The sequence below is a fragment of the Streptomyces sp. Tu 3180 genome, assembly GCF_009852415.1.
Lineage (GTDB): Bacteria > Actinomycetota > Actinomycetes > Streptomycetales > Streptomycetaceae > Streptomyces.
Map to the genome: position 1 here is coordinate 3,310,708 of NZ_WOXS01000002.1, position 25,299 is coordinate 3,336,006.

24 protein-coding genes and 1 pseudogene are annotated in these 25,299 nt (G+C 73.1%); 12 read left to right on the forward strand and 13 right to left on the reverse strand.

Going from position 1 to position 25,299, the window contains the following annotated elements:
* Window positions 1-123: 123 nt before the first annotated feature.
* Both GL259_RS15785 and clpS read right to left on the reverse strand, forming a co-directional pair.
* Entirely contained in the window at window positions 124-726 is a 603-nt protein-coding gene (locus GL259_RS15785; protein WP_159533273.1) for a DUF2017 domain-containing protein, read from the reverse strand.
* 56 nt (window positions 727-782) lie between these two features.
* Window positions 783-1,100, reverse strand: a complete 318-nt coding sequence (clpS, locus tag GL259_RS15790; RefSeq protein WP_094052242.1) for an ATP-dependent Clp protease adapter ClpS — start codon at window positions 1,098-1,100, stop codon at window positions 783-785.
* Between the two features lie 247 nt (window positions 1,101-1,347).
* Between clpS and GL259_RS15795 the strand changes: the two genes are divergently transcribed.
* On the forward strand, window positions 1,348-2,619 hold the full coding sequence (locus GL259_RS15795) for a nicotinate phosphoribosyltransferase (RefSeq protein WP_243762572.1): 1,272 nt from the start codon (window positions 1,348-1,350) through the stop codon (window positions 2,617-2,619).
* A 142-nt stretch (window positions 2,620-2,761) separates the two neighbouring features.
* Complete coding sequence (locus GL259_RS15800) at window positions 2,762-3,349, forward strand: nicotinamidase (RefSeq protein ID WP_159533277.1); 588 nt, start codon at window positions 2,762-2,764, stop codon at window positions 3,347-3,349.
* A 9-nt stretch (window positions 3,350-3,358) separates the two neighbouring features.
* Here the strand turns inward: GL259_RS15800 and GL259_RS15805 are convergent, their stop codons facing one another.
* Window positions 3,359-3,703 (reverse strand): hypothetical protein, encoded by a 345-nt coding sequence (locus GL259_RS15805; RefSeq protein WP_159538677.1) that lies wholly within the window; start codon window positions 3,701-3,703, stop codon window positions 3,359-3,361.
* Between the two features lie 123 nt (window positions 3,704-3,826).
* Entirely contained in the window at window positions 3,827-6,181 is a 2,355-nt protein-coding gene (locus GL259_RS15810; protein WP_159533279.1) for an immune inhibitor A domain-containing protein, read from the reverse strand.
* A gap of 415 nt (window positions 6,182-6,596) precedes the next feature.
* Between GL259_RS15810 and GL259_RS15815 the strand changes: the two genes are divergently transcribed.
* Window positions 6,597-6,893 carry a hypothetical protein gene (locus GL259_RS15815; protein ID WP_159533281.1) on the forward strand — a complete coding sequence of 99 codons (297 nt, stop codon included), beginning with the start codon at window positions 6,597-6,599 and terminating at the stop codon, window positions 6,891-6,893.
* A 54-nt stretch (window positions 6,894-6,947) separates the two neighbouring features.
* On the opposite strand, the gene GL259_RS15820 is transcribed toward GL259_RS15815, so the two are convergent.
* The 3 genes from GL259_RS15820 to GL259_RS15830 all read right to left on the reverse strand — a co-directional run bounded on the left by GL259_RS15820 (window position 6,948) and on the right by GL259_RS15830 (window position 10,866).
* Window positions 6,948-7,655, reverse strand: coding sequence for an RDD family protein (locus GL259_RS15820; RefSeq protein WP_159533283.1), 708 nt, complete (start codon window positions 7,653-7,655; stop codon window positions 6,948-6,950).
* Between the two features lie 111 nt (window positions 7,656-7,766).
* Window positions 7,767-9,290 carry an RDD family protein gene (locus tag GL259_RS15825; RefSeq protein ID WP_159533285.1) on the reverse strand — a complete coding sequence of 508 codons (1,524 nt, stop codon included), beginning with the start codon at window positions 9,288-9,290 and terminating at the stop codon, window positions 7,767-7,769.
* A 160-nt stretch (window positions 9,291-9,450) separates the two neighbouring features.
* Complete coding sequence (locus GL259_RS15830; RefSeq protein WP_159533287.1) at window positions 9,451-10,866, reverse strand: FAD-linked oxidase C-terminal domain-containing protein; 1,416 nt, start codon at window positions 10,864-10,866, stop codon at window positions 9,451-9,453.
* A 104-nt stretch (window positions 10,867-10,970) separates the two neighbouring features.
* On the opposite strand from GL259_RS15830, the gene GL259_RS15835 reads away from it, so the two are divergent.
* Window positions 10,971-12,371, forward strand: a complete 1,401-nt coding sequence (locus tag GL259_RS15835) for a tetratricopeptide repeat protein (RefSeq protein ID WP_159533289.1) — start codon at window positions 10,971-10,973, stop codon at window positions 12,369-12,371.
* 87 nt (window positions 12,372-12,458) lie between these two features.
* On the opposite strand, the gene hppD is transcribed toward GL259_RS15835, so the two are convergent.
* Entirely contained in the window at window positions 12,459-13,607 is a 1,149-nt protein-coding gene (gene hppD, locus GL259_RS15840) for a 4-hydroxyphenylpyruvate dioxygenase (protein ID WP_159533291.1), read from the reverse strand.
* 122 nt (window positions 13,608-13,729) lie between these two features.
* On the opposite strand from hppD, the gene GL259_RS15845 reads away from it, so the two are divergent.
* The 8 genes and pseudogenes from GL259_RS15845 to GL259_RS15875 all read left to right on the forward strand — a co-directional run bounded on the left by GL259_RS15845 (window position 13,730) and on the right by GL259_RS15875 (window position 20,698).
* The gene (locus GL259_RS15845) at window positions 13,730-14,200 is read left to right on the forward strand and encodes an Lrp/AsnC family transcriptional regulator (RefSeq protein ID WP_159533293.1); all 471 of its coding nucleotides are present in this window, start codon (window positions 13,730-13,732) and stop codon (window positions 14,198-14,200) included.
* 27 nt (window positions 14,201-14,227) lie between these two features.
* Window positions 14,228-14,857 (forward strand): annotated as a pseudogene (locus GL259_RS37990) (ABC transporter permease); the annotation flags it as partial.
* A 9-nt stretch (window positions 14,858-14,866) separates the two neighbouring features.
* Window positions 14,867-16,135 (forward strand): betaine/proline/choline family ABC transporter ATP-binding protein, encoded by a 1,269-nt coding sequence (locus GL259_RS15850; protein ID WP_208026613.1) that lies wholly within the window; start codon window positions 14,867-14,869, stop codon window positions 16,133-16,135.
* Window positions 16,132-16,989, forward strand: coding sequence for an ABC transporter permease (locus GL259_RS15855; protein WP_159533297.1), 858 nt, complete (start codon window positions 16,132-16,134; stop codon window positions 16,987-16,989). Before GL259_RS15850 ends, GL259_RS15855 begins: the two co-directional genes overlap by 4 nt.
* A 32-nt stretch (window positions 16,990-17,021) precedes the next feature.
* Complete coding sequence (locus tag GL259_RS15860) at window positions 17,022-17,972, forward strand: glycine betaine ABC transporter substrate-binding protein (RefSeq protein ID WP_243762573.1); 951 nt, start codon at window positions 17,022-17,024, stop codon at window positions 17,970-17,972.
* A gap of 288 nt (window positions 17,973-18,260) precedes the next feature.
* Window positions 18,261-19,139 (forward strand): helix-turn-helix domain-containing protein, encoded by an 879-nt coding sequence (locus GL259_RS15865; RefSeq protein WP_159533299.1) that lies wholly within the window; start codon window positions 18,261-18,263, stop codon window positions 19,137-19,139.
* A 138-nt stretch (window positions 19,140-19,277) separates the two neighbouring features.
* Window positions 19,278-19,667 carry a peptidase inhibitor family I36 protein gene (locus GL259_RS15870; RefSeq protein ID WP_159533301.1) on the forward strand — a complete coding sequence of 130 codons (390 nt, stop codon included), beginning with the start codon at window positions 19,278-19,280 and terminating at the stop codon, window positions 19,665-19,667.
* Between the two features lie 86 nt (window positions 19,668-19,753).
* Window positions 19,754-20,698: a hypothetical protein gene (locus tag GL259_RS15875; protein ID WP_159533303.1), complete on the forward strand. Its 945-nt coding sequence runs from the start codon at window positions 19,754-19,756 to the stop codon at window positions 20,696-20,698.
* A gap of 128 nt (window positions 20,699-20,826) precedes the next feature.
* Here GL259_RS15875 and GL259_RS15880 read toward each other — a convergent pair whose 3' ends face one another.
* The 5 genes from GL259_RS15880 to GL259_RS15900 all read right to left on the reverse strand — a co-directional run bounded on the left by GL259_RS15880 (window position 20,827) and on the right by GL259_RS15900 (window position 25,274).
* Window positions 20,827-21,618 carry a S16 family serine protease gene (locus tag GL259_RS15880; RefSeq protein ID WP_159533305.1) on the reverse strand — a complete coding sequence of 264 codons (792 nt, stop codon included), beginning with the start codon at window positions 21,616-21,618 and terminating at the stop codon, window positions 20,827-20,829.
* A gap of 188 nt (window positions 21,619-21,806) precedes the next feature.
* Window positions 21,807-22,448, reverse strand: a complete 642-nt coding sequence (locus GL259_RS15885) for a helix-turn-helix domain-containing protein (RefSeq protein WP_159533307.1) — start codon at window positions 22,446-22,448, stop codon at window positions 21,807-21,809.
* 322 nt (window positions 22,449-22,770) lie between these two features.
* Window positions 22,771-24,576, reverse strand: coding sequence for a DEAD/DEAH box helicase (locus GL259_RS15890; RefSeq protein ID WP_159533309.1), 1,806 nt, complete (start codon window positions 24,574-24,576; stop codon window positions 22,771-22,773).
* A 117-nt stretch (window positions 24,577-24,693) separates the two neighbouring features.
* Window positions 24,694-25,083 carry a type II toxin-antitoxin system death-on-curing family toxin gene (locus tag GL259_RS15895; protein ID WP_159533311.1) on the reverse strand — a complete coding sequence of 130 codons (390 nt, stop codon included), beginning with the start codon at window positions 25,081-25,083 and terminating at the stop codon, window positions 24,694-24,696.
* A complete protein-coding gene (locus GL259_RS15900; RefSeq protein WP_159533313.1) occupies window positions 25,080-25,274 on the reverse strand; it encodes a CopG family transcriptional regulator in 195 nt (64 codons plus the stop codon). The genes GL259_RS15895 and GL259_RS15900 overlap by 4 nt, the downstream gene beginning before the upstream one ends.
* Window positions 25,275-25,299 lie beyond the last annotated feature (25 nt).

Here is a 25,299-nt window from a genome sequence, read left to right on the forward strand (position 1 = left end):
GAAGCGGACAAAACGCACCCGGAAAACCCATAGGAGGCGGGCTCGGTAACCGGATCGTTATCCGGATTTGAGCGTCCGCTGAGCGAACGGATCGGCGGACTTGTCCGGACATGCGGCGCCGGTCTACGGCATGAGCGTCGAGACCAGCGTCTCCTGGAGACCGCCGAGCCACAGGTACGCCATCACCATCGGCTTGCGCGGGTCCTCGTCGGGGAGGTGGAGCAGGAGCTCGTTGTCGTCCTCGTCGCCGATCTCCAGGCGGGAGCCGATCGCGAGGCGCAGGTCGTTCAGGGCGCCGAGCCACTGCCGCGACTCCTCGGGCGCCAGCTCGAGCACCGACCCGCCCGCGCCGGCCGGGGCGAGCGCGTCCAGGGAGCGGATCACCGCGAGGGCGTTCTCGCGCTTGCCCGCGCGCAGGTCGTTCTCGGTGTAGCGGCGGAACTCGGCGGAGTGCGCCCGTTGCTCCTCGGCCTCCTTCGCGGAGGCGGACCGCCCGGGGTCGCCGTAGGCGTCCGGGAAGAGGCGGCGCAGCACCGGGTCGGAGGGCGGTTCGCTCGGACCCTCGGCGAAGAGCTCGGCGAGCGGGTCGCCGGAGGCGTCCTCGGCGGGGCCGGGGCCGATGAGCTCCATCAGCTGCACGGCCAGGGACCGGATGATGGAGATCTCGACGTCGTCGAGGGCGACGGCCGCGCCGCCGCCGGGGAGCGGTTCGAAGTGTCCTGGCATGGAGGCGATTCGCTACTTCCGGTCCTGCGGGCGGGGTCGGGTCATGTCCGGCTCGGTCACTTCCGGTCCTGCTGGAGGGTGGCCCACAGTCCGTAGCCGTGCATGGCCTGGACGTCGCGTTCCATCTCCTCGCGGGTGCCGCTGGAGACGACCGCCCGGCCCTTGTGGTGGACGTCGAGCATGAGCTTGGTGGCCTTGTCCTTGGAGTAGCCGAAGTACGTCTGGAAGACGTACGTCACGTAGCTCATGAGGTTGACCGGGTCGTTGTGGACGATGGTGACCCACGGGACGTCGGGCTCGGGTACGGCGAAGACCTCCTCCGCCGACTCGGTGCGTTCGATCTCCAGGGGCGCGGGTGACGTCACATGGCCCATGCTGCCACCGCAGGGGGGTGGTCGCACAAACCGGCCCGCCCGCGGGGTGTGCGCGGGGCGCCCCGTCCGGTGTCCGGACCCTAAATCGTCAGACTGACGAAATGGGGGTAGCATCTTCGCCATGAACACAGCGGACCTTGGGCTGCCGGAAGAAGACGGGCGCGGAACGCCTCCCCGGAAGGGCGGCGGTGGACGGCGGGTGGGCGTTCCCTCGACGGCGCTCTTCACGGACCAGTACGAGCTGACGATGCTGCAGGCCGCCCTGAGGGCCGGTACGGCCGGGCGGCGCAGCGTGTTCGAGGTCTTCACCCGGCGGCTGCCGAACGGCCGCCGCTACGGCGTGGTGGCCGGCACCGGACGGGTGCTGGACGCGGTGGAGAACTTCCGCTTCGACGCGGACGTCCTCGGCTTCCTGCGCGAGAAGGGGATCGTCGACGACCGGACCCTGGACTGGCTGGCCGGCTACCGCTTCTCCGGCGACATCTGGGGCTACCCCGAGGGCGAGGTGTACTTCCCGGGCTCGCCGATCATGCGGGTCGAGGGCAGCTTCGCCGAGTGCGTGCTGCTGGAGACCGTGATCCTGTCGATCCTCAACCACGACTCGGCGATAGCCGCGGCGGCCTCCCGGATGTCGTCCGCCGCCGGGGACCGGCCGCTGATCGAGATGGGCGCCCGGCGCACCCACGAGCTGTCCGCGGTGGCCGCCGCCCGGGCCGCGTACGTCGGCGGCTTCACCTCCACCTCCGACCTGGCGGCCGGTTTCCGCTACGACATCCCGACCGTGGGCACCTCCGCCCACGCCTTCACCCTGCTGCACGACACCGAGCGGGACGCCTTCCGCGCCCAGGTGGACACGCTGGGCAGCGGCACGACGCTGCTCGTGGACACCTACGACGTGACCGAGGCGGTCCGTACGGCCGTCGAGATCGCCGGGCCGGAGCTGGGCGCCGTCCGCATCGACTCCGGTGACCTGCTGCTGGTGGCGCACCGGGTGCGGCAGCAGCTGGACGAGCTGGGCGCGACCGGCACGAAGATCATCGTGACCTCGGACCTGGACGAGTACGCCATCGCCTCGCTGGCGGCGGCGCCCGTGGACGCGTACGGGGTGGGCACCCAGCTGGTGACCGGCTCCGGGCACCCGACGGCCTCCATGGTCTACAAGCTGGTCGCCCGCGCCGAGTCCGACGACCCGGGGGCGCCGCTGGTGCCGGTGGCGAAGAAGTCCACCGGCGGCAAGACCTCCGTCGGCGGCCGCAAGTGGGCCGCCCGGCGGCTGGACGAGCACGGCGTCGCCGAGGCCGAGGTGGTCGGCACCGGCGAGGTGCCCGACGAGTTGGCCGGCCGGCAGCTCCTGGTGCGGCTGGCCGAGGACGGCGAGGTGATCGTGCGCGAGCCGCTGGACGCGGTCCGCGACCGGCACGCGAGGGCCCGCGCGGGCCTTCCCCTGTCGGCTACACAGCTCTCCCGAGGGGAACCCGTCATTCCGACGGAGTACGTGCACGGGGGCTCGGGTAGCTAAAGCGGCATGTGCCGTCACAGGCGGGCCGGGGACCCTGCCCGCCCTGCCGTGCCCCTGCCCGTACCGACCCCAATTCCATAGGCCCGGCGGTCCACCGGCCGGGCCGCTCCCCACCCGACCCCGGAGCCGAAGGACACCGACCATGCGCCGCGCACTGATCGTCGTCGACGTGCAGAACGACTTCTGCGAGGGAGGCAGCCTCGCGGTGACCGGCGGCGCCGACGTGGCCGCCGCCATCACCGAGCTGATCGGGCAGGCCCCGGCCGGCTACCGGCACGTGGTGGCCACCCGCGACCACCACATCGCCCCCGGCGGGCACTTCGCCGACAACCCCGACTACGTCCGCTCCTGGCCCGCGCACTGCGTCGCCGGGACCGAGGGCGTCGGCTTCCACCCGAACTTCGCCCCCGCGGTCGCCTCCGGCGCGATCGACGCCGTCTTCGACAAGGGGGCGTACGCGGCGGCGTACAGCGGGTTCGAGGGGACCGACGAGAACGGCGTGGGCCTGGCCGACTGGCTGCGGGCCCGGGAGATCGACGAGGTGGACGTGGTGGGCATCGCCACCGACCACTGCGTGCGCGCCACCGCCCTGGACGCCGCCCGCGAGGGGTTCCGCACCCAGGTCCTGCTCGACCTCACCGCCGGGGTGGCCCAGGAGACCACCGAGCGGGCGATCGAGGAGATGCGGGAGGCGGGCGTGGAGCTCTCGGGCAAGCCGGTCGTCCAGTGATCCTGACCGTCACGCGGGTGCCGCGGGACGCCCGAGCAGGGCCCTGATGGGGTGCCACAGCTCCACGGCCGGCGCGGGGCCGCCCAGCACGCCGCTGCCGGGCGCCGTGCGCCATATCAGGCCGTCGGGGTGGTGCAGCACCGCCGTGATCTCGTCGGGGGTCGGCGGGGCGGCGTTGCCCCGCAGGTAGACCGCCCGCAGGCCCAGGTTGCGCAGCCTGGTCAGGGCGCGCGCCCGGTTCTGCGCGTGGACGAGCACGCGGACCCCGGCCGGTCCGTCGGCGGCGGGGCTGGGCAGGTTCAGCGCCACCACCACGGTGCCGTTCGGCAGCTTGCAGAAACCTCCTGCGGCCATGTCGTCATACCCCCGTGTCATCCGGTGTCAATAAGAGAGCCACAGGACGCACCTAAACACGGATCGGCGGTGACCCGCCAGGGGGTCACCGCCGATCACGCTCTGACCTGCGAAGATGCGGTCTTACCTACCCGCGGGGCCGACCTCCAGCTCGATCGTCGAGCCGTCCTTGGCCTCCTTGAGGATCTTGATCTTCGTGTTGGTGTCAGTGATCTGGACACCGGCGGTCGGGTTCGACTCGTCGTAGTAGTCGTTGGTGCGGTCGTTGAAGACCGACACGCCCTTCGACGACGGGATCCAGGTCGCCGCGTCCGACTTGTGGAGCGTCATGCCGTCGGTGCGGTACTTGCTGAACGGCGCGTCGTAGCTCTGGATGCGGTTGCGCATCAGCGTGCCGTCGGACCACTTCAGCGCGGTCGGGTGCGAGTCGACCGGCAGGAGCAGACCGGTGCCCGGGTGCTGGCTGGTGTTGTTGTCCGCCTGGGAGGTGTCCCACTTCCAGATCAGCAGGCCGTTCTGGTACGCGTAGTGCTCCACCCAGTCCGGACGGGTGGTGAGGAAGCCGAAGTTGTACGGGCCGGTCTTCAGCGTCCTGTCGTACGACACGTACTGGCGGTTCTCGGCGATGTAGTACTGCGCGTAGTCCTTGGTGAAGGACGCGCCCACGCGGGAGAAGCCGCTCGCCGTCCAGGCGCCGTCCGCGCTCTCGGCGTTGTCCGTGAACAGCGCGGTGCCGTCCGCGGTGACCGTGATCGCGTCGGCCGTGAAGCCCTTCTGGGCCACGCCGCCGTCGGTCTGGTAGCGGAACCGCAGGTCGATCTTCTGGCCGGCGTAGGCGTCGAGCGGGTACACGAGCTTCTTGTGGCCGTCGACCGTGCCGTGCAGGGCGGGCTTGTCGCTGCCGTCGCGCGGGATCGGCTGGCCGTCGACCGTGCCGTCGACCGCGGTCCAGTTGGCGCCGCCGTCGGTGGAGACCTCGGTGTAGAGGTAGTCGTAGTCGGCCTCGATGTCGTACCAGCCGTCGAAGGTCAGCTCGGCCTTCGACTTGCCCGTGAGGTCGACCGAACGCGTCAGCGTGTTCTTGAGGTTGTCACCGCTGCCGCTCCACCACTGGGTGGCGCCCTGGGCCGGCTGGACGATCTCGGTGGTGACGGCCTTCTTCGGCAGCTGGACGACCAGCGCCTGCTTGTGCTTGGTGTTGTACTCGGCGACCCCCAGCTTGTGCCAGGAGTCGACGCCGGCCTTGGCCGTGTCGTAGTTCAGCCAGCCGAGCTGGAGCTTGTCCCAGGCGGTCATGTCGCCGGGCAGGTCGCCGATCTCGTTCTTGCCGGTGCCGAGCCAGGAACCGGAGGACATCAGCGTCCAGAACCCGGTGGAGTTCTCGCCGCCGTTGGTGTCGTAGTGGTCCGGCAGGCCGAGGTCGTGGCCGTACTCGTGGGCGAAGACGCCGAGTCCGCCGTTCTCCGGCTGGATGGTGTAGTCGCCGACCCAGATGCCGGTGTCGCCGATCTGGGTGCCGCCGAGCTTGTTCTGCTCGGGACCGGTGGCGCCGGCGTCGGTGCCGAACGCGTACCAGCGGTGGGCCCAGATCGCGTCCTCGCCCTGGGCGCCGCCGCCCGCGGACTCGTCCTCGCCGGCGTGCACGATCTGGAAGTGGTCGATGTAGCCGTCGGACTCGTTGAAGTCGCCGTCGCCGTCGAAGTCGTAGCGGTCCCACAGGTCGTACTGGGAGAGCTGCGACTTGATCTGGGCGTCGGTCCGGCCGGCCGCCTTCTGCTGCTCGACCCAGGCGGTGACGCCGTCCTGCACCGCGTACCAGGCGCAGTTGTCGGGGACGCACTTGTTGGAGCCGTAACGGGCCTCGTTGTACGGGACCTTGACCCAGTCGGAGACCTCGCCGTCGACCGAGTAGCGGCCGGAGGACTGCTTCTCGTAGTACGTCTTGACCGAGTCGACGCCCTTGCCGGACCCGAAGTACAGGTCCTCGAAGTGCTGCTGGTCGTAGTCCTCCTGCCAGGCCGTGGAGTTGTCCTTCTCACGGTCCGGCTCGGCGATCTGGTTGTGCAGCGGGCCCGGGGTGCCGCCGTAGCGGCTGTCGATCTTGTCGCCGAACTCGACCAGGATCGTGAAGATCTTGTCGGTCTTCTCGCGGCCGAGCTCGACGTACTTGCTGTCGCCCTTCTTGCTCTTGAGCTGGACGACGTTCGAGCCGTCCTTCTTCTTCACCTCGGCCTTGCCGGAGATGACCTGCTTCAGCGCCTCTTCGCGCTGGGCTTCCTGGGTCTTGCTGAGCGGGCCCTCGAGGTCGTGCTCGACGTGGTGGCGCTCCGCCGGGTCGTGCCGGTCCACGGCGCCGGGCCGGTCGGCCCTGTCGGCCGTGTCGGCCTGGGCCACGGTGAACGCAGAGCAGGTGGCGGTGACCGCCGCGAGGGCCACGCCTATCGCGGCCGCTCTGAACGTCCAGGGTCTACTGGTCACTTGAGATCCCCTCCCGCGTGCGTGCGCGCGGACAGGGGATCCGTTGGTGGAGGGCCCGCGCCGCACGTGATCAACGCGTGTAGTCAAGTGACGACATTTGACTAGAGGTTCGGCAGAAAAAACAGACCTTGACTTGAACAGTTCAACTGCACTATGCGGAGACCGCGTTCGCTTTACGGACACGTTCGGGACGGACCGGGGCATGCGGGACATTCGCGAGCGGAATCGAACGGGCGCGCATATTCGTCCACCATGTGACGCCATGAATCCGTGCGCCCCCCGTGCACCGGCCCTGTCGGTCAGGTCACGCTTACTGTCCGTTCCCCTCGGGCACGCTCGCGGTTAGAGTCGCTTGGCGGAACGCCCTTGAACCGGTGGAAAGCCAGGCCGGCAGCCCCCGACTTCCGAGGACACGATGGCCATGCCCCGTCCGACTGTCGCTCAGTTCGCCTACGGTTCGTGCACCGTGGTCTTCTCAGCACTCGCCATGCTGCTGCTGTCGGGGACGAGTTCGGGTCCGGGAACCGCGGTCGTCGCCGTCTCGGCGCTCGCCCTCGGACTCCTGGTGGCCCTGACGGTGCCGCACACCGGGCCGCGCCCCGCCGCGCCGGTGCGGCCCGCCCCCGAGGAGCCGGCCCGGGCCACGGCCTCCCCCGCGGTCCCGGTCGCCGCCGCGGACCGGGAGCCGGTGCGGGAGCGGGCGGCGTCCTGACCCCGCGGTCCCGTTCGGCGCGCACCGGACCGGCGGACGTCGGGCCGGCGTGCGTCAAGCCGTGCTGACGACCACCGTTCTGGCGGCCTTGTCGTGCAGGCCCTGTTTGTAGGGCCGGTCGAAGAAGCTCCAGCCGCCCGCGATCGCGATCCAGACGCAGGCGCAGCAGAACGCGAACGGCAGCCACAGCACGAGCGCGCGGACCAGCGCGGTCTGCACGGACGGGGTGGCGCCGTCGGCGAGGTTGGCCACCCGCAGCTTCAGCAGCTTCTTGCCCAGGGTCTGGCCGGAGCGCGCCGTCATGAACGTGTCGTAGGCGATGTAGAGGACGGCGGCGACGAGGGACTGCCAGAAGGAGTTGCTGACGTTGATGTCCTCGCCGTCGATGTCGTACTCGCTGACCCCGAACGGCCAGGTGAGCAGCCAGACGACGATGCCCACGAGGACCATGTCGATGAGGCGGGCCAGCGTGCGCCTGCCGCTGTCGGCGAGCGGGGGCATGCCGGCCAGGGGGTCGGTGGGACCCGGGCCGCCGCCGTAGGGGCCGCCACCGCCGCCGTAGGGACCACCGGCGCCGCCGTCGTCAGGGCCGCCGCCTGTGCCGTACGGACCGCCGCCCCCGTGGGGGGTGTCGTACGGGGAGCCCTGTCCCGGCGCCCCGGGGCCGCCGGTGCCCGAGGGGCCGCCCGGCGGGGGGTGCTTTCTGAACGGATCGTCGTCCGGCGGCTGCTGACCGGAGCCGGAGGGCGGTTCGGTGCTCATGGCCCGAGTCGACCGCGAACCCCCCGGCCCCGCATCCGGCGATCGGCCGTCCGGAGTACCGGTTCCCCGGGCGGCGCGCGCCGGGTGCCGCGCGCCGTGCGGCGCGGGCCGTCAGCCCGCCACGAACGTGTGCGCGGCCTTGTCGTGCCAGCACTGGCGCCAGGGCTTGTCGAACAGGCACCACAGGACGCCGACGACACCGACGACGAGGAGCCCGGGGACGCTGTAGACCAGCCAGCGGCGCAGGGCCGCGCCGAACTGCGGCGCCTCGTGCCCCTCGATGTCCCGCACCTCCAGGCCCATCAGCTTCTTGCCCAGGGTGCGGCCCCACTTGACGGTGGGCAGCACCTCGTAGAGGACACCGGCGAGGAGGAGGACGGCGAGGACGATGCCGAGGTGCACCGAGGTCGTGCCGTCGAGCAGCCAGACGGTGACGGTCTCGCCGGACAGCTTGGCCGCGTCGATCTTCGCGTTGATGTGGTCCACCGCCTCCAGGCCCAGCGGTACGGCCGCCACGGCCGTGACGCCGCCGAGCACGACGGTGTCCAGCAGCCGCGCGGCCAGCCGCCTGCCGAGCGCCGCGGGCCGGGCCGCGGCCTGTCTGCGGGCGGCGGCCTGGAAGGGGTCCTCGACCGGCGGCTTCCACGGCGCGACCGGCGGCTCCTCGCCGCCCGCGAGCCGGTGCACCTGCTGCGCCCAGGAGGCCTGGCCGCCGCCGGGACCGCTCGTCAGCGGCGCGCCGCCGGGAGCGGCCGGGGCGACGGGGGCGGCGGGCGGCGGGGCCGGGGCGGTCTGCGGGGGGACGGCCGGGGCGACCCGCTGGGGCCCGGACGGCGCCGTGGGGGCGGCCGCGGCGGCCGGGCCGGCGCCTCCCGCCCGGTCGGCGGCGGCACGGGCGGCGGCCGCCTTCCCGGCCCCGAACCCGGGCCCTCCGAAGGGGGCGGAGCCCGCCTGGGGGCCCACGCCCGGTCCGCCCGCGCCGGCGGCCCCCGGGGCCCCGGTGCCGGGCGTCGCCGGTCCCCCGCCCGGCGCGCCCGTGCGCGGGCCGACGGCGCGGAAGGTCATGGTGCCCTCGTCCCCGGGGACGGCGCCGGAGGCTCCGGCCCGGGCGTCCGCAGCCCGGTGGGGCTCCGCCGCCGGCCTGCGGAACACGAAGGTGCCGTCCGGGGCCGCCGCACCCGCCTCCGGCCGGTCCGCGCCCGTCCCCTCCGGCGCCGTCCCCGCCGCGGGGGCGTGCGGGACCCTCGGGTCGGCGCCCCAGGAGATCCTGCGGTCCTGGTCGCCGCCGAGGCCGGCCTGGCGGGAGCGGTCGGCGCCCCAGGCCGAGGCGGGCTCGGGCCGGCTGCCGTGCTGCGCCTCGGCCGGGGACGAGGCGGCGGACGGAGCCGCGGACGCGGCCGGTCCGTCGACCGGGTCCTCGTCGAAGAAGTGCGGGCCGGTCTCCTCGACGGAGGGCTGCGCCGGGCGCACACCGGGCGGCGGGGCGAGCGACTCGCCGTCCTCGGGCGCCGGACGGCTCGTGCCCGGTACCCAGGCGGCACCGTTCCAGTACCGGACGTATCCAGGAATGGACGGGTCCGGGTAATACCCTTCGCGGGGCCGGTCGTCGCCGGGGGCCGGGGTTGGGGCGCTCATGTCCGTCGTCCCGTATCTGCTCGAGGAGTGGGTCGGGGGGAACCACATCTATCAGACGGGCGCCCGCCTGACCGCCCGTCCCGCCGGACCCACCCCTTTCGGGCACCGATGTGGTAACCGGCGAAAGGTTTTCCGGGAGGCCGCGCGGGGTGCGGGGAGGTCAGAAGAGCTTGCCCGGGTTCAGGATGCCGAGCGGGTCGAAGGCCCGCTTGACGGCCCGCTGCATCTCCACCCCCACCGGGCCGAGTTCGCGCGCCAGCCACTCCTTCTTCAGGACGCCCACGCCGTGTTCGCCGGTGATGGTGCCGCCGAGTTCCAGGCCGAGCGCCATGATCTCGTCGAAGGACTCGCGGGCCCGCCGGGACTCCTCGGGGTCCGCCGCGTCGAAGCAGACCGTCGGGTGGGTGTTGCCGTCGCCCGCGTGGGCGACGACGCCGATGGTGAGCCGGTGCTTCTCGGAGATGCGTTCGACGCCGTCGATGAGCTCGCCGAGCCGGGAGCGGGGCACGCACACGTCGTCGATCATCGTCGTGCCCTTGACCGCTTCGAGGGCGACCAGGGACGTCCGCCGCGCCTGGAGCAGCAGTTCGGACTCGGCGGCGTCCTCGGCCGGGACGACCCGGGTGGCGCCGGCGGCCTCGCACAGCGCGCCGACGGCGGCGAGGTCGGCGGCCGGGTCGGCGGTGTCGAAGGCGGCGAGCAGCAGGGCCTCGGTGGACTCCGGGAGGCCCATGCGGGTCATGTCGTTGACGGCCCTGACCGTCGTGCGGTCCATCAGTTCGAGGAGGGAGGGGACGTGTCCGCCGGCCATGACGCGGCACACGGCGTCGCCGGCGGCGGCGCCGGAGGCGAACTCGGCGGCCAGCACCAGCTGCCCGGGGGGCTTGGGCCGGAGGGCGAGGACCGCGCGGACGACGATGCCGAGGGATCCCTCGGAACCGACGAACAGGCGGGTCAGGTCGTATCCGGCGACGCCCTTGGCGGTGCGGCGGCCGGTGGACATCAGGCGGCCGTCGGCCAGCACCACGTCCAGTCCGAGGACGTACTCGGCCGTCACCCCGTACTTCACGCAGCACAGCCCGCCCGAGGCGGTGCCGATGTTGCCGCCGATGGTGCACGTCTCCCAGCTGGAGGGGTCGGGCGGGTAGAAGAGGCCGTGCTCGCCGACGGCGCGGGAGAGGGCGGCGTTGACGACGCCGGGTTCGACGACGGCGATCCGGTCGACCGGGCTGACCTCCAGGATGCGGTCCATCCTGGTCAGGGAGAGCACGATGCAGCCGTCGGTGGCGTTGGCGGCGCCGGACAGGCCGGTGCGGGCGCCCTGGGGGACGACCGGGACGCGCAGCGCGGTGGCGGTGCGCATGACGTGCTGCACCTGTTCGACCGTGCGGGGCAGGACGACCACGGCGGGGCTGCCGGCCGGGCAGAAGCTCGCCATGTCGTGGGCGTAGGAGGCCGTGACGTCGGGGTCGGTGAGGACGGCCGCGGGGGGCAGGCCGTCGAGCAGCCGGTCGACGAGGGGGCCGGCCGCCACCGTGTCTTCATCGCGTCGCGCTTCGATACGGCTCATGATCACAGCGTGACACCGGGGGCCATCGGTGTGAACCCCGCGTACGGCAGCCGCGTCACGCCGGAGTGTGTTCATCGTACGAACGCGGGGTGTGGCACACAGTGGGCGCCATGGACGACAAGCCACGAGGGCCCGGCGGGCGGATCCGCCGTCGCGTGCTGCTCTCCTCGGTCGCCGGGTGCGCGGTGCTCGGCGGGGTGCTGGTGCTGCTGCCGTCGGAGCGCGCGGCCGAGGCGCCGGATCCGGACGCGGGTGCGCGGGCGCTCGCGGCGGTCACCAGCGGGGTGCCGGCCGCGCTGCCCGATCTGGAGGTGCTGGTCGAGGAACGCGGGCGGCGCCTGCGGAGGCACCCGAAGGACGCGGAGTCCTGGGCGGTGCTCGGGGCGGCCCGGCTGGAGCAGGGGCGGCGGCTGGCGGACCCGGCGTACTGGTCGCGGGCCGAGAAGGCGCTGCGCACCTCGCTGAAGGTGCGGCCGGAGGGGAACGCGCCGGCGCTGCGGGGCCTCGCGGCGCTGGCGAACGTGCGCCGGGACTACGCCGGGGCGCGCCGGTGGGGCGAGGCGGCGCGGAAGCTGGAGCCGAAGCAGTGGACGACGTATCCGCTGCTGATCGAGGCGTCCGCCGGGCTCGGTGACGACGAGGAGACGGGCAAGCTGCTGGACCGGCTGACCGAGCTGCGCTCCGGGCCCGCGGTGATGGCGCGGGCGGCGGCCGTGTACCGGGACCTGGGCTGGCGGGAGGACGCGGCGGCGCAGCTGTCCGACGCGGCGGCGGCCGCCGGGGAGCCGGCCGAGCGGGCGGCGTACCTGGAGCAGGCCGGGCAGCTGGCCTGGGAGCGCGGCGACCGCGAGGACGCGCTGCGGCACTTCCGGGAGGCGGTGCGGACCGACCCCGACCAGCGGGCGGCGCAGGCCGGGCAGGGCAGGGCGCTGGCGGCGCTGGGCCGGACGACGGAGGCGCTCGGCGCGTACCGGGCGGCGCTGGCCCGGCAGCCCCGGCCCGAGTACGCGCTGGAGCTGGGCGAGCTGTACGAGTCGCTGGGGCTGCGGCAGGCGGCCGAGGCGCAGTACGCCCTGCTGCGCGAGCGGGTCCGGCTGGCCACGGCGCACGGAGCCGACGAGGACCTGGTCCTGGGCCGGTTCGAGGCGGACCACGGGGACGCGCGGGCCGCGGTGCGGCGGCTGCGGGCCCAGTGGGAACGGCAGCCGTCGACGGCGGTGGCGGACGCGCTGGGCTGGGCGCTGCACCGGGCGGGCCGGTCCGAGGAGGCGCTGCCCTTCGCGGTGCGGGCGACGGAGGGGACCGAGGGCGGCGGGGTGCGCAGCGCGCTGTACGCGTACCACCGGGGCATGATCGAGCGGGAGGTGGAGCGGTACGGGGCGGCCCGGCGGCACCTGCGGGAGGCGCTGTGGATCAACCCGTACTTCTCGCCGCTGCGGGTGCCGCGGGCGAAGGCGGCGCTGGAGCGGCTGGGCGAGCCGTCCGTCCTGGCGGGGCCGGAGGCGTCCTGACGGGGCGCGGGGCGGGCGCGGGGCAGGACGGGCCGCGGGGCGGGTGCCGGCCGCCGGCACCCGCCCCGCGCGTGTCCGCCTACCGGGTCACAGGTTGCCGCGCTTGGCCTGCTCGCGCTCGATCGCCTCGAACAGGGCCTTGAAGTTGCCCTTGCCGAAGCCCATCGAGCCGTGCCGCTCGATGAGTTCGAAGAACACGGTCGGGCGGTCCTGGACCGGCTTGGTGAAGATCTGCAGCAGGTACCCGTCCTCGTCGCGGTCGGCGAGGATCTTCAGCTCGCGCAGGGTCTCGACCGGCACCCGGGTGTCGCCGACCCACTCGCCGAGGGTGTCGTAGTACGAGTCCGGGGTGTCCAGGAACTGCACGCCGGCCGCGCGCATCTGGCGGACCGTCTGGACGATGTCGTTGGTGTTGAGCGCGATGTGCTGGACGCCGGCGCCGCCGTAGAACTCCAGGTACTCGTCGATCTGGGACTTCTTCTTGGCGATGGCGGGCTCGTTGATCGGGAACTTGACCTTGAGCGTGCCGTCGGCCACGACCTTCGACATCAGCGCGCTGTACTCGGTGGCGATGTCGTCGCCCACGAACTCCTTCATGTTCGTGAAGCCCATGACCTTGTTGTAGAACTCGACCCACTCGTTCATCCGGCCGAGCTCGACGTTGCCGACGCAGTGGTCGACGGCCTGGAAGGAGCGCTGGGCCGGCGGCTCGACGATCGGGTCGGCGGCGACGTACCCGGGCAGGTAGGGGCCGTCGTAGCCGGTGCGCTCGACCAGGGTGTGGCGGGTCTTGCCGTAGGTGGCGATCGCGGCCAGCACGACGGTGCCGTGCTCGTCCTTGAGCTCGTACGGCTCGGCGACCGAACGGGCGCCGTGCTCGACGGCGTAGGCGTACGCGGCGCGCGCGTCCGGCACCTCGATGGCCAGGTCGATCACGCCGTCGCCGTGCGCGGCCACGTGGTCGGCGAGGAAGGTGCCCCACTCGGTGGACGGCTTGACCACCGAGGTGAGGACGAAGCGGGCCGAGCCGCTCTCGAGGACGTAGCTCGCGGTCTCACGGCTGCCGTTCTCCGGTCCGGAGTAGGCGACCAGCCTCATGCCGAAGGCGGTGGAGTAGTAGTGCGCCGCCTGCTTGGCGTTGCCCACGGCGAAGACGACCGCGTCCATTCCCTTGACCGGGAAGGGGTCGGCCTGCCGGGCGGTGGTCTCGGGAGTGTGGTGTGTGGTCTGCGTCATAGGGGCAGGGTGGTGCAGCCCTGCAAGGTGCGCAATAGTTTGCCTGTTCACTGGACAATCTGCTCAGCCGTTCGCCCGCATCGACGGGCTTTCTGTACAGGATGACCACCGGGAGGGGCGGGATGGCGATCGATCACCTGGACGGCCGGATCATCGTGCTGCTGGCGCGCGAACCGCGGATCGGCGTGCTGGAGATGTCCCGCCGGCTGGGGGTGGCGCGCGGGACCGTGCAGGCCCGGCTGGACCGCCTTCAGTCGAACGGAGTCATCCGCGGATTCGGTCCCCAGGTGGAGCCGGCGGCGCTCGGCTACCCGGTCACGGCGTTCGCCACGCTGCAGATCCGGCAGGGCCAAGGAGCCGACGTGCGGGCCCACTTGGCGACCGTGCCGGAGGTGCTGGAGCTGCACACCACCACCGGCACCGGGGACATGCTGTGCCGGCTGGTGGCCCGCTCCAACGCCGATCTCCAGCGGGTGATCGACCGCGTCGTCGGTTTTGATGGCATCGTCCGGGCCTCCACGGCGATCGTCATGGAGAACCCCGTCCCGCTGCGGATCATCCCGCTGGTGGAGCAGGCGGCGCTCGGCGAGTGACCCGATCCGAGCCGGGGGTGAGCGGACGTGAACTTCTGGGAGTACCTGGAGAGCCGCCATCAGCAGCTGCTCACCGACGCGTACCAGCACGCCAGCGTCGTCTTCCAGTGCATGGTGGCGGCGACCGTGCTCGGGGTGCTGATCGGGGTGGCCGCCTACCGCAGCGAGTGGGCGGGCAACCTCGCCACGACCGCCACCGCGACCCTCCTGACCGTTCCGGCGCTGGCCATGATCGGTCTGCTGATCCCGGTCGTGGGACTCGGCGTGCCGCCGACGGTGATCGCGCTGACGCTGTACGGGCTGCTGCCGATCGTGCGGAACGCGATCGTCGGACTGCGCGGGGTCGACCCGGCGCTGGTGGACGCGGCCAGGGGGATCGGCATGTCCCGCCCGGCCCGGCTGGCGCGGGTGGAGCTGCCGCTGGCCTGGCCGCCGATCCTGACCGGGATCCGGGTCTCCACACAGATGCTGATGGGCATCGCGGCCATCGCCGCCTACGCCTCCGGCCCCGGCCTCGGCAACCTGATCTTCCGCGGGATCGCCTCGCTGGGCAGCAGCAACGCGCTCAACCAGGTGCTGGCCGGCACGCTCGGGATCATCGTCCTCGCGCTCCTCTTCGACGCCGCGTACGTCCTGGTCGGGCGGCTGACCATCCCCGGGGGATCCGTGCCTGAGCCACCCGGGACGGCGTCCCGGCCGTCCCGCCCCTCCGCCGCCGGGGCGACCATCGAGCTGGAGGGCCTGACCAAGCGGTACCCGGGCAGCGCGCAGCCGGCCGTCGAGGACGTCAGCATGGAGATCGGCGCGGGCGAGACGGTGATCTTCGTCGGCCCGTCCGGCTGCGGGAAGTCCACCACGCTGAAGATGATCAACCGGCTGATCGAGCCGACCTCCGGCCGGATCCTCATCGACGGCCGGGACGTCACCCACATGGACCCGGTGCGGCTGCGCCGCGAGATCGGCTACGCGATCCAGGCGAGCGGGCTGTTCCCGCACATGACCGTGGCGCAGAACATCGCGCTGGTGCCGAGGATGCTGCGCTGGCCGGCGGGCCGGGTGCGGGCGCGGGTGGAGGAGATGCTGGACCTGGTCGGTCTGGACCCCGGCGAGTTCCACGACCGCTATCCGCGCCGGCTCTCCGGCGGCCAGCAGCAGCGGGTGGGCGTGGCGCGGGCGCTGGCGGCGGATCCGCCGGTGCTGCTGATGGACGAGCCGTTCGGGGCGGTGGACCCGATCACCCGCGACCACCTCCAGGACGAGCTGATCCGGCTGCAGCGCGAGCTGCACAAGACGATCGTCTTCGTCACCCACGACTTCGACGAGGCGATCAAGCTGGGCGACCGGATCGCGGTGCTGCGCGAGCGCTCGCACATCGCCCAGTTCGACACCCCGGAGGCGATCCTCACCAACCCGGCGGACGACTTCGTCTCGGGTTTCGTCGGCGCGGGCGCGGCGCTGAAGCGGCTCAACCTCACCCGGGTGCGGGACGTGGGGATCACCGGCTGCCCGACGGCGTCCGTGGACGACCCGGTCCAGCACCTCCTCGGCCTGCTGCGGGCCGGCGACACCGACGAGGTCCTGCTGCTCGACCGGCAGGGCCGCCCCTGCAAGTGGCTCAGGCGCGGCGACCTGATGCGGTGCGGGGGCTCGCCGGCCCGCGCGGGCACGCCGGTGCACGTCACGGTGACCCGGGACGCGACCCTGCGGGACGCGCTGGAGGCGGTGCTCACCGACAGCGCGGGGCGGGTGGCGGTCACCGGGCGGCGCGGCGCGTACGAGGGCGTCGTCGACGTGGAGACGCTGATGAACTCCGTGCACGAGCTGCTGGAGGCCGACCGGCTGGAGGCGATGGAGGCGCGGTCCGGGCTGGAGGGGCTGCGGGCCGACCGGACGCACGCCGGGCAGGAGGGCTCCGGAGGGGAGGCGAAGCCGTGAGGGCCTCTTCCGGGCGGCGGCCCGAGGGCGGGCGCGGCGGGGGTACCGCCCTCCGGGACGAGGGCGGCGGGCCGCCGGAGGAGGCGGCGCCCCCCGCCGGGCCGGCCGTGCGACCGCCCCGGGTGACCTGGCGGAAGCTGACGTTCATGCCGGCGGCGCTGATCGCCGTGCTGCTGGCGACCTGGCTGTGGTTCGTGCAGGCCGACCTCGACCCGCTGTCGCGGAACGCGCTGTCGGACGGCCGGGTGTCCGAGGCGCTGTGGCAGCACATCGGGCTCACCGTGATCTCGACGTTCCTCGTGCTGGTCATCGCGATCCCGCTGGGCGTCCTGCTGACCCGCCGGGCGCTGCGCAGGGCCACTCCGGTCGCGCTGGCGCTCGCCAACACCGGCCAGGCCACCCCGGCGATCGGCCTGCTCGCGCTGCTGGTGATCTGGCTGGGCATCGGCCGCCGGGCCGCCCTGATCGGCATCGTCGCCTACGCCGTGCTGCCGGTCCTGTCCAACACCGTCGCCGGCCTGAAGGCCAACGACCCGGCGCTGCTGGAGGCGGCGCGCGGCATCGGCATGTCCCCGCTGGACGTGCTGGCCCGGGTGGAGCTGCCCCTGGCCGTGCCGCTCATCCTCGCCGGGGTGCGCACGGCGCTCGTCCTGAACGTCGGCACGGCGACGCTGGCGACCTTCGGCGGGGGCGGCGGCCTGGGCACACTGATCACCACCGGGATCACCGGCCAGCGGATGCCGGTGCTGGTGCTGGGCTCGGTCCTCACCGTCGCGCTCGCCCTGCTGGTGGACTGGCTGGCCTCCCTGGCCGAACTGCTGCTGCGGCCGAGGGGCCTGGAGGCGGACGCGTGAGGCGGCGGCGCACGGGACGGCGCACGGGTCCGCTGCTCGCCGGGCTGCTGCTGGCGGGGGTCGCCTCCGCCTGCGGGCTGACCAGCGGCTCCCCCATGGTCGACGACGTGGAGCCGGGCTCGATCGGGAGGGGCAGGCCCCTGGAGGGCGCGGAGCTCACCGTCACCTCCAAGGAGTTCACCGAGCAGCTCGTCCTCGGCGCGATCATGGGCATCGCCTTCCAGGCGGCCGGCGCGGAGGTCGTCGACCGCACCGGCATCCAGGGCTCGGTCGGCTCCCGGGAGGCGGTGGTCAAGGGGGAGGCGGACGCCGGGTACGAGTACACGGGCACCGCCTGGATCACCTACCAGGGCAACAGCACGCCCATCCCCGACCCGCGCGAGCAGTGGCTGGCGGTGCGCGAGGCCGACCGGGGGAACGGCGTGACCTGGCTGGAGCCGTCGGAGCTGAACAACACCTACGCCCTGGCCATGAACCGGTCCCACCACGAGAAGTACGGCACGGACACCCTGTCCGAGGTGGCGGCGCTGGCGAAGTCCGACCCGGGCGCGGTGACGCTGTGCGTGGAGGGCGAGTTCGCCAACCGGGCGGACGGGCTGCCGGGCATGGAGAACGCCTACGGCATGGACGTCCCGGCGCGCAACGTCACGCAGATGGACACCGGGATCATCTACACCCAGACGGCGAAGGGCGCCTGCACCTACGGCGAGGTCTTCACCACCGACGGCCGCATCGACTCCATGGACCTGGTGGTGATGGAGGACGACGAGAGGTTCTTCCCCAACTACAACGCGGCGCCGACGGTCAACAGCGACACCCTGGAGGAGTGGCCGGCCATCGCCGGGGTGCTCGCGCCGGTCACCGCGCGGCTGGACAACGACGTGGCGCGGAGGCTGAACGCGAAGGTGGACGTGGACGGGCAGGACCCGCACCAGGTGGCGCTGGACTGGATGGTGGAGGAGGGGTTCGTGAAGGAGGGGTAGGTCTCCTTCGTCCGGACCGGGCGGACCCGGTCTCCGCCGGGAGCTGTCCGGCCGATCAGGGCGAGGCGGCCGCCTCCGCTCCGGGACGCGGACCGCGCCGCCCGGACGGGGCACCGGCCGGCGCGGTCCGCGAGCACGGCCGTGACCGGGTCCTCACCGTCCGGAACACCCTCTCGGCCATTTCCGCCGCATACCGAGAAGGCCGAGAACGCACCGGACATATCGGCGCTCCCGGTGCAGGATCGTGCCGCCGCGGGGGTCCCGCGGCTCGACCGAGGGGGAAGAGGCATGCAGATCCACAAGGATCCCGGCGGGACGTGGGAATGGGCGTCGGCCCTGCCCGATGCGCGGCTGTCTCCGGGCGTGATCCGGTACCGGGGATACCGGCTGGCTCTGGGCCTGCCACGCCAGCGCCTGGAGGTGCCCGCGGATGCGGTCACGCTCGTGATCAACTTCGATGGGGAGCTGCGGCTGACCGACGTGCGCGATCCCGGCACCGCGACCACGCACCGCTTCCTGACCTGCGGGCTGCGGACGTCGGCCACGCTGGGCGAGCACGACGGGAGCCTGTACGGCGTGGAGGTCGTCCTCACCCCGTGGGCGGCCTTCACCCTGCTCGGCGTGGCCATGCAGGAGTGCTCGGAGACGGTCGTCGACGCCAGTGAGCTGCTCGGCCGCCGCGTCGATGAGCTCGCCGAGTCCCTGGCGTCCCGTTCCCGCTGGGAGGAGCGCTTCGAGCTGCTCGACATCACGCTGACGCGGTGGGCGGCCGGCGGCCCCGCCTGCCCGCCGCGGATCGTCTGGGCGTGGGACCAGCTCGCCCGGACGTCCGGCAGGACGCGCATCCAGGACGTGGCCGAGGGCAGCGGCTGGGGGCGGCGGCAGTTCGAGTACCGGTTCCGCCGGCACATCGGCGTGCCGGCCAAGTCCGCGGCGCGCATCATGCGGCTCCAGCGGGCGCTGCGGCTGCTGAGCGAGGGGCGGGCACCGGTCGAGGCGGCGACGGCGTCCGGCTTCTTCGACCAGGCGCACCTCACGCGCGAGGTCACCACGATGACCGGCCGCCCGCCGACGCGGCTGCTGGCCGCCCGTCGTCGCGCTGCTCCCGGGCCCGGGGCGCGCGACCGCCTGGACGGACGGATCACCAGTGTCCTGGTCCCCCGCTGAGTGCGCCTTCCCCGGCCGCACGCACGTCCGTCGGCCGAGTGCGCTTTCGTCCAAGACGCCACAGACCACCCGGTGGGAGTGTTCCACGCGTTCCGACACGTATCCGCACCGGGCGGTACGGCAGAAGGGGGAAACGGCATGTCCGTTCGCACACGCATCGCGCTTCTGGCGGGCACGGCGGTTCTGGGCGGGGGTCTCGTCCTCGCCCCGAGTGCGGGAGCGTCCGAGGAGGCCGGGCCGACCGCCGTGGCGAACACCTGCAACGCGGGCTACTACTGCGTCTACTGGGACGCCGACTACGGCGGCAGGGAGTACCTGTTCGGGGGCGACAACTCCAGTTGGGCGCAGTGGGCCATCTTCAACGACGACTCGTCGTCCTGGAACGGCGGCACCTCCGGAATGGGCGTGATCCTCTACGGCGACGAGGGGTACAGCCGTCAGCTGGGCTGCCTGCCCCGGGGCAGGGGCTGGACCCAGCACCGGCCCAACGACGACGGCGAGAGCAACAAGTGGACGTGGAACTGCTGACACGGTCCGGCTGAGCAGTCCCCGCGGTCCCGGACGGGTACACCCCCCGTCCGGGACCGCCCGTCCCGGATCCGTGGAGGCCCCGTATGCCCCGCCGCAGCCCACCGCGGCCGGCTCTGTCCGCCGGTCGCGCCACCGCACTCGCACTCGCGCTCGCGCTCGTGACCTCGTGCACGGCACCGGAGGGCGGCCCGCCGCCGGCCGCGCGGCGGGCGGTCACCGGCTCGCAGCTCGCGCAGGTCCAGGGCGACGCCGCCGAGCAGAAGCTGCTGTTCGACGCCGAGGAGAGGATGATCGCGACCTGTATGCGCGAACGTGGCCGGCCGTACCGGCCCCTTGCGTGGCACAGCCGTTCCCCGCTCCCGGAGGAGGACCCGCGGAACGGGGACGACGTGGCGCTGCGGCGGCGTGCGGGGTACGGCGCTGCCGCAGCCGCCGCTCCCCCGCCGCCCGCTGATCCCAACGGGGACCACATGCGCTCGCTGCCGCGCGAGCAGCGCGCCCGCTACGGGCAGGCGCTGCTCGGCACGGCCGCGCACCGGATCGACGTGGAGCTCCCCGACGGTGTCGCGTTCCTCAACGCCGACGGCTGCATCGCCCGGGCCGAGCGACGGCTCTACGGGGACCTGGCGACATGGCTGAAGGCGCAGATGGTCGTCGTGAACCTGGAGGGGGAGGTCAGCCGGAGGATCTTCGCCGACAAACGGGTCGGACGAACCGTCGGGCCGTGGCGCGCGTGCATGAAGGCGGCCGGCCACGCCTACTCCGACCCGGAAGCGGCGAGGGCGGAGTTCGTCGAGGCGTACCGGGCGTCCGCGGAACGCGGTGCCGGGCGGGACGGCACCGCGCGGCTGCGGCGCCGGGAAGTCCGGGTCGCGGTGGCCGACGCCCTGTGCGACCGGCGCGTCGGCCGTTCCCGCGTCATCCGTCTCCTGGACCGGAAACACCGCGGCGAGCTGGCCCGGGAGCGCGGTCAGGACATCGGCACCTACCGTGTCCTGCGCGAGCGTGCCCTTGCCCGGGTCGAGTGAAAGGGCGCCGGCCCCGGTACCCGACGGGAACGGGTCGTCCGTTCCGCACGCAACCGCCCCCGCACGGGGCGGGAGCGACCGGTCCGGTTCCCGCTCGAGCCGCCTCACCTCGCCCGGCCGGACGGTTCCTAGCAGCTCGGGACCTTGCCGGTGCCCTTCTCCAGCGCGACCAGGGCGTCGATCGCGCCCCCGAGGGTGGTGACCGGGATCAGGCGCAGCCCTTCGGGAAGTTCGGCCTGCGCCTCCGCGCACTCGGCCTCGGGCACCAGGAAGACGGTGGCGCCGTCCCTCCGGGCCGCCTGGGTCTTCAGCGGTACGCCGCCCACCGCGCCGACCGTGCCGTCCGCGTCGATCGTGCCCGTGCCGGCGACGACCCGGCCGCCGGTGAGGTCGCCGCCGCTGCCGTCGCCGTCCAGCTTGTCGACGATGCCGAGGGAGAACAGCAGGCCGGCGCTGGGGCCGCCGACGTCGGCGAGCTTCAGGTCGACCTCGATGTCCTCGTCCTCGAGGCCCAGGTGGCCCAGGGCGGCCTCGGTCGCCTCGTCCTGGGACTCCTCCATCTGCTTCCGGTTGTACTGCTCGATCTCCTCCAGGTCGTCCCCGCTCGGGTAGACCGAGTCGCGGGGCATGACCGCCCGGTCGGTGTCGAACCAGCTGTCGATCACGTCCGGGAGACCCACGCGGGTGTCCGGGGAGGTCGCCTCGATGGTCGTCATCCGCAGCTCTCCGCTGGTCTCGCGCACCGGTGCGCCCGAGACCGTGATGACCTGCGTGCCCCGGTACTCACCGAGCACGTCCGCCGTCGCCCCGGGCTGTGCCACCGAGAACGGCAGCGGCGCGAACACCGCCGTGGCCAGCAGGGCGGCGACGGGGGCGGCGCAGACGGCCAGGGCCTGGGGGCGCGTGAGACGAGAGAGCACGGGATCAATCTAACGTGACCGGCTTCCGCCCCGGTCGCGGGCGGTCGCGCCCCACCCGTCGCCCCGGTGCCCCGGGAGCCCGGGGCGCCCCGTCGGCGCCGGGCCGTGCGATCCGCCCGGACCCGCCCCGACCGGACCCGCCCCGGTCCGCAGCCGCGCCGGCGGCTCCGGCGCCGGTGCGGCCCCGCTCACCGCAGCGCCTCCGCGACCTCCCTGGCCGCGTCCATGACCCTGGGGCCGACCCGTTCCGGGACGACGTCCGCCAGCATGACGACGCCGACGCTCCCCTCGACGCCCGTGACGCCCAGCAGCGGCGCCGCCGCGCCGCAGGCCCCGGCCTCCAGCTCGCCGTGGGTGAGGGTGTAGCCGGGGTCCTCCGCCCGGTGCTGCCGGGCCGAGAGGATCGCCTTGCCGGCGGCCCCCCGGTCCAGCGGGTGCCGGAACCCCGCCCGGTACGCCACGTGGTAGTCCGTCCACGACGGCTCCACCACGGCCACCGCCAGTGCCTCCGCCCCGTCCACCAGCGTCAGGTGCGCCGTCGCGCCGATGTCCTCCGCCAGCGACCGCAGCGCCGGCAGGGCCGCCTCGCGCACCAGCGGATGCACCTGCCGGCCCAGTCGCAGCACACCTAGCCCGACCCGGGCCCGCCCGCCCAGGTCGCGGCGGACCAGGGCGTGCTGTTCCAGCGTGGCGAGCAACCGGTATATGACAGTCCGGTTCACGCCCAGTTTGTGGGAAAGCTCGGTGACGGTCAGCCCGTGGTCCGTATCGGCGAGCAGCTTGAGGACACGCAGTCCCCTGTCGAGCGTCTGAGAGGTCTCCGCGGTCACGACGCCCACTCCTTTGGTGGTGAGGTCGGCGGCCCTCTCACGGAAGACGCGTCACCGAGTCCCGTCGGTCACGCGCCTCAGAGGCCGCCGATCGGCCGGCGGCCCGGCTGTCTCCCGGGCACAGTCGCTTCACGGCTGCGCTCCGCGGCGGCGCTGCCACGGGGCGTGTGCGTAGCGGGACAGTAGCGAGCCGGTTCGGTCAGCGGAAGGCTCCGTCCAGAATCCGGGCACATCCGCCGCCGAAGTGGTTCCGTTTGTCCGGGTGTGCGCACCGCCTCCGCGCCTCGCCCGGCCTCCCCGCGCCGGCCTGCGGCCCACGGGGTCACCGCATGCGCGTGGCCCACTCCCGCACCTTGTCGATCCGCTGGCGCAGCTGCCCCGCGGTGGCCTCCGCCGCGGGCGGGCCGCCGCAGACCCGGCGCAGCTCCGTGTGGATGACGCCGTGCGGCTTGCCGCTCTGGTGGACGTACGCGCCGACCAGGTTGTTGAGCTGCCGGCGCAGCTCCATCATCTCCTTGTGGGAGACCACCGGGCGCCGCTCGGCGGGCAGCTCCAGCAGATCGGCCTCGGCGTCCGGCTTCTTGCGGCTGTGCGCGATCTGCCGGGCCTGCCGCTTCTGCAGCAGCAGCTGCACCTGGTCGGGTTCGAGGAGTCCGGGGATGCCGAGGTAGTCCTGCTCCTCCTCGCTGCCGGGGTGCGCCTGCATGCCGAACTCGGCGCCGTTGTACATCACCCGGTCGAAGACGGCGTCGGACTCCAGCGCCTCGAAGGGCAGCATGTCCTGCTCGCCGGTGTCCTCGTCCTGCTCCCGGTTCGCCTCCTCCATCTCCTTCTCGGACTCGGCGTACGGGTCCTCCTCGCCGTCCTTCTTCGGCTTGTCGAGGACGTGGTCGCGCTCGCGTTCCATCTCGTTGGCGAAGCCGAGCAGGTCCGGGACGGTCGGCAGGAACACGGACGCGGTCTCGCCGCGCCGCCGGGACCGTACGAAACGGCCGACGGCCTGGGCGAAGAACAGCGGGGTGGAGATCGTGGTGGCGTACACGCCGACCGCGAGGCGCGGCACGTCGACGCCCTCGGACACCATGCGGACGGCGACCATCCAGCGGTCGTCGCTCGCGCTGAAGTCGTCGATCCGCTTCGACGCGCCGGTGTCGTCGGACAGCACCAGGGTGGCCCTGTGGCCGGTGATGTCCCGGATGAGCTTGGCGTAGGCCCGCGCGGACTCCTGGTCGGAGGCGATGACGAGGGCGCCGGCGTCCGGGATGGCCTTGCGGACCTCGGTGAGGCGCTGGTCGGCGGCGCGCAGCACGGACGGCATCCACTCGCCGCGCGGATCGAGGGCGGTGCGCCAGGCCTGGCTGATCGCGTCCTTGGTCATGGGCTCGCCGAGACGGGCCTCGATCTCGTCGCCGGCCTTGGTGCGCCAGCGCATGTTGCCGCTGTAGGACAGGAAGATGACGGGCCGGACGACGCCGTCGGCGAGCGCGGAGCCGTACCCGTAGGTGTAGTCGGCGGACGACCGCCGGATCCCGTCGTCGCCCTCCTCGTACGTCACGAAGGGGATGGGGTTGGTGTCGGACCGGAACGGCGTACCGGTCAGCGCGAGCCGCCGGGTGGCCGGCTCGAACGCCTCCAGGCAGGCCTCGCCCCAGGACTTGGAGTCACCGGCGTGGTGGATCTCGTCGAGGATGACGAGGGTCTTGCGCTGCTCGACGCGGTTGCGGTGCAGCATGGGGCGCACGCCCACACCGGCGTACGTCACGGCGACGCCGTCGTACTCCCTGCCGAGCGGGCCCGCGCTGTACTCGGGGTCCAGCTTGATGCCTATCCGCGCGGCGGCCTCGGCCCACTGCTTCTTCAGGTGCTCGGTGGGCGCGACGACGGTCACCTGCTGCACGACGTGGTGGTGCAGCAGCCAGGAGGCCAGCGTCAGGGCGAAGGTGGTCTTGCCGGCGCCGGGGGTGGCGACCGCCAGGAAGTCGCGCGGCTGCTCCTGGATGTACTTCTCCATCGCCCCCTGCTGCCAGGCGCGCAGCTTGCTGGCGGTGCCCCAGGGGGCGCGGCCCGGGAAGGCGGGCGACAGGTGGTGCGAGTGGGCGGCGGCGCTGGAGCTGGCGGTGGTAGTCACGGTCTCCGTTGTGGGGGTCGGGCGGCTCGGCTACGTATGACAACCGGGCCACCCTACCGGCGGGCCGGGACCGCCGACGCGTGGACCGTGCCGGGTCCCCCGGGGGTGGGACCGACGTCACACCGGTGGTTCGGACAGCTCCCGCAGAGCCTCGGAGATCGCCTCGGCCTCGTCCGCGGCGCCGGTGGCCACCGCGGTCACCGGGCGTTCGGCGGCGTCGACGTCCGGACGCAGCTGCACGTCGTTCATCGCCGGGAAGACGACGCAGGAGGTCCACGCCGTCCGTTTGTTCCCCTCGATGAAGGGGCGGTCGGCCGCGAGTGACTGCAGGAGCGCCGCGGCCTCGTCGAACAGGTCCGGGTACGCCTCCTGCCCGAACACCGCGGCCGCCGGACGGTGGACGGCCGACCCCAGCGGGCCCGCGTCACGGACGACGACGTCCTGGTCGTCGACCGCGAGACCCGCGACGGCCGGGACGTCCTCGGCCGTCAGGTGGACACGGGTCACTTGAGCCTCTCCGGCGGCTCGGCCCACTGGGCGGTCTGCTCCTTGGCCGCCTTGCGCGCGAGTGCCTCGTGAGCCGTCCGGGCCAGGTGGTCGTCCACGGCCCCGAGCAGTGTCGCGTGCATGCCGACCCCCTCCTCCTCGGCGCGCAGCCTCAGGGCTTCCGTCTGGTCGTCGCGGGGACGCGGGTTCATGGCCGTACCAGAACGGCACCCACGG

Coding starts and splice junctions, on each gene's coding strand:
- GL259_RS15795 (WP_243762572.1), top strand. CDS start 1,348: ATGCTGCAGGCCGCCCTGAGGGCCGGTACGGCCGGGCGGCGCAGCGTG.
- GL259_RS15865 (WP_159533299.1), top strand. CDS start 18,261: ATGCAGATCCACAAGGATCCCGGCGGGACGTGGGAATGGGCGTCGGCC.
- GL259_RS15815 (WP_159533281.1), top strand. CDS start 6,597: ATGGCCATGCCCCGTCCGACTGTCGCTCAGTTCGCCTACGGTTCGTGC.
- clpS (WP_094052242.1), bottom strand. CDS start 1,100: ATGGGCCATGTGACGTCACCCGCGCCCCTGGAGATCGAACGCACCGAG.
- hppD (WP_159533291.1), bottom strand. CDS start 13,607: ATGACGCAGACCACACACCACACTCCCGAGACCACCGCCCGGCAGGCC.
- GL259_RS15805 (WP_159538677.1), bottom strand. CDS start 3,703: ATGGCCGCAGGAGGTTTCTGCAAGCTGCCGAACGGCACCGTGGTGGTG.
- GL259_RS15900 (WP_159533313.1), bottom strand. CDS start 25,274: ATGAACCCGCGTCCCCGCGACGACCAGACGGAAGCCCTGAGGCTGCGC.
- GL259_RS15820 (WP_159533283.1), bottom strand. CDS start 7,655: ATGAGCACCGAACCGCCCTCCGGCTCCGGTCAGCAGCCGCCGGACGAC.
- GL259_RS15800 (WP_159533277.1), top strand. CDS start 2,762: ATGCGCCGCGCACTGATCGTCGTCGACGTGCAGAACGACTTCTGCGAG.
- GL259_RS15845 (WP_159533293.1), top strand. CDS start 13,730: ATGGCGATCGATCACCTGGACGGCCGGATCATCGTGCTGCTGGCGCGC.
- GL259_RS15870 (WP_159533301.1), top strand. CDS start 19,278: ATGTCCGTTCGCACACGCATCGCGCTTCTGGCGGGCACGGCGGTTCTG.
- GL259_RS15875 (WP_159533303.1), top strand. CDS start 19,754: ATGCCCCGCCGCAGCCCACCGCGGCCGGCTCTGTCCGCCGGTCGCGCC.
- GL259_RS15835 (WP_159533289.1), top strand. CDS start 10,971: ATGGACGACAAGCCACGAGGGCCCGGCGGGCGGATCCGCCGTCGCGTG.
- GL259_RS15785 (WP_159533273.1), bottom strand. CDS start 726: ATGCCAGGACACTTCGAACCGCTCCCCGGCGGCGGCGCGGCCGTCGCC.
- GL259_RS15825 (WP_159533285.1), bottom strand. CDS start 9,290: ATGAGCGCCCCAACCCCGGCCCCCGGCGACGACCGGCCCCGCGAAGGG.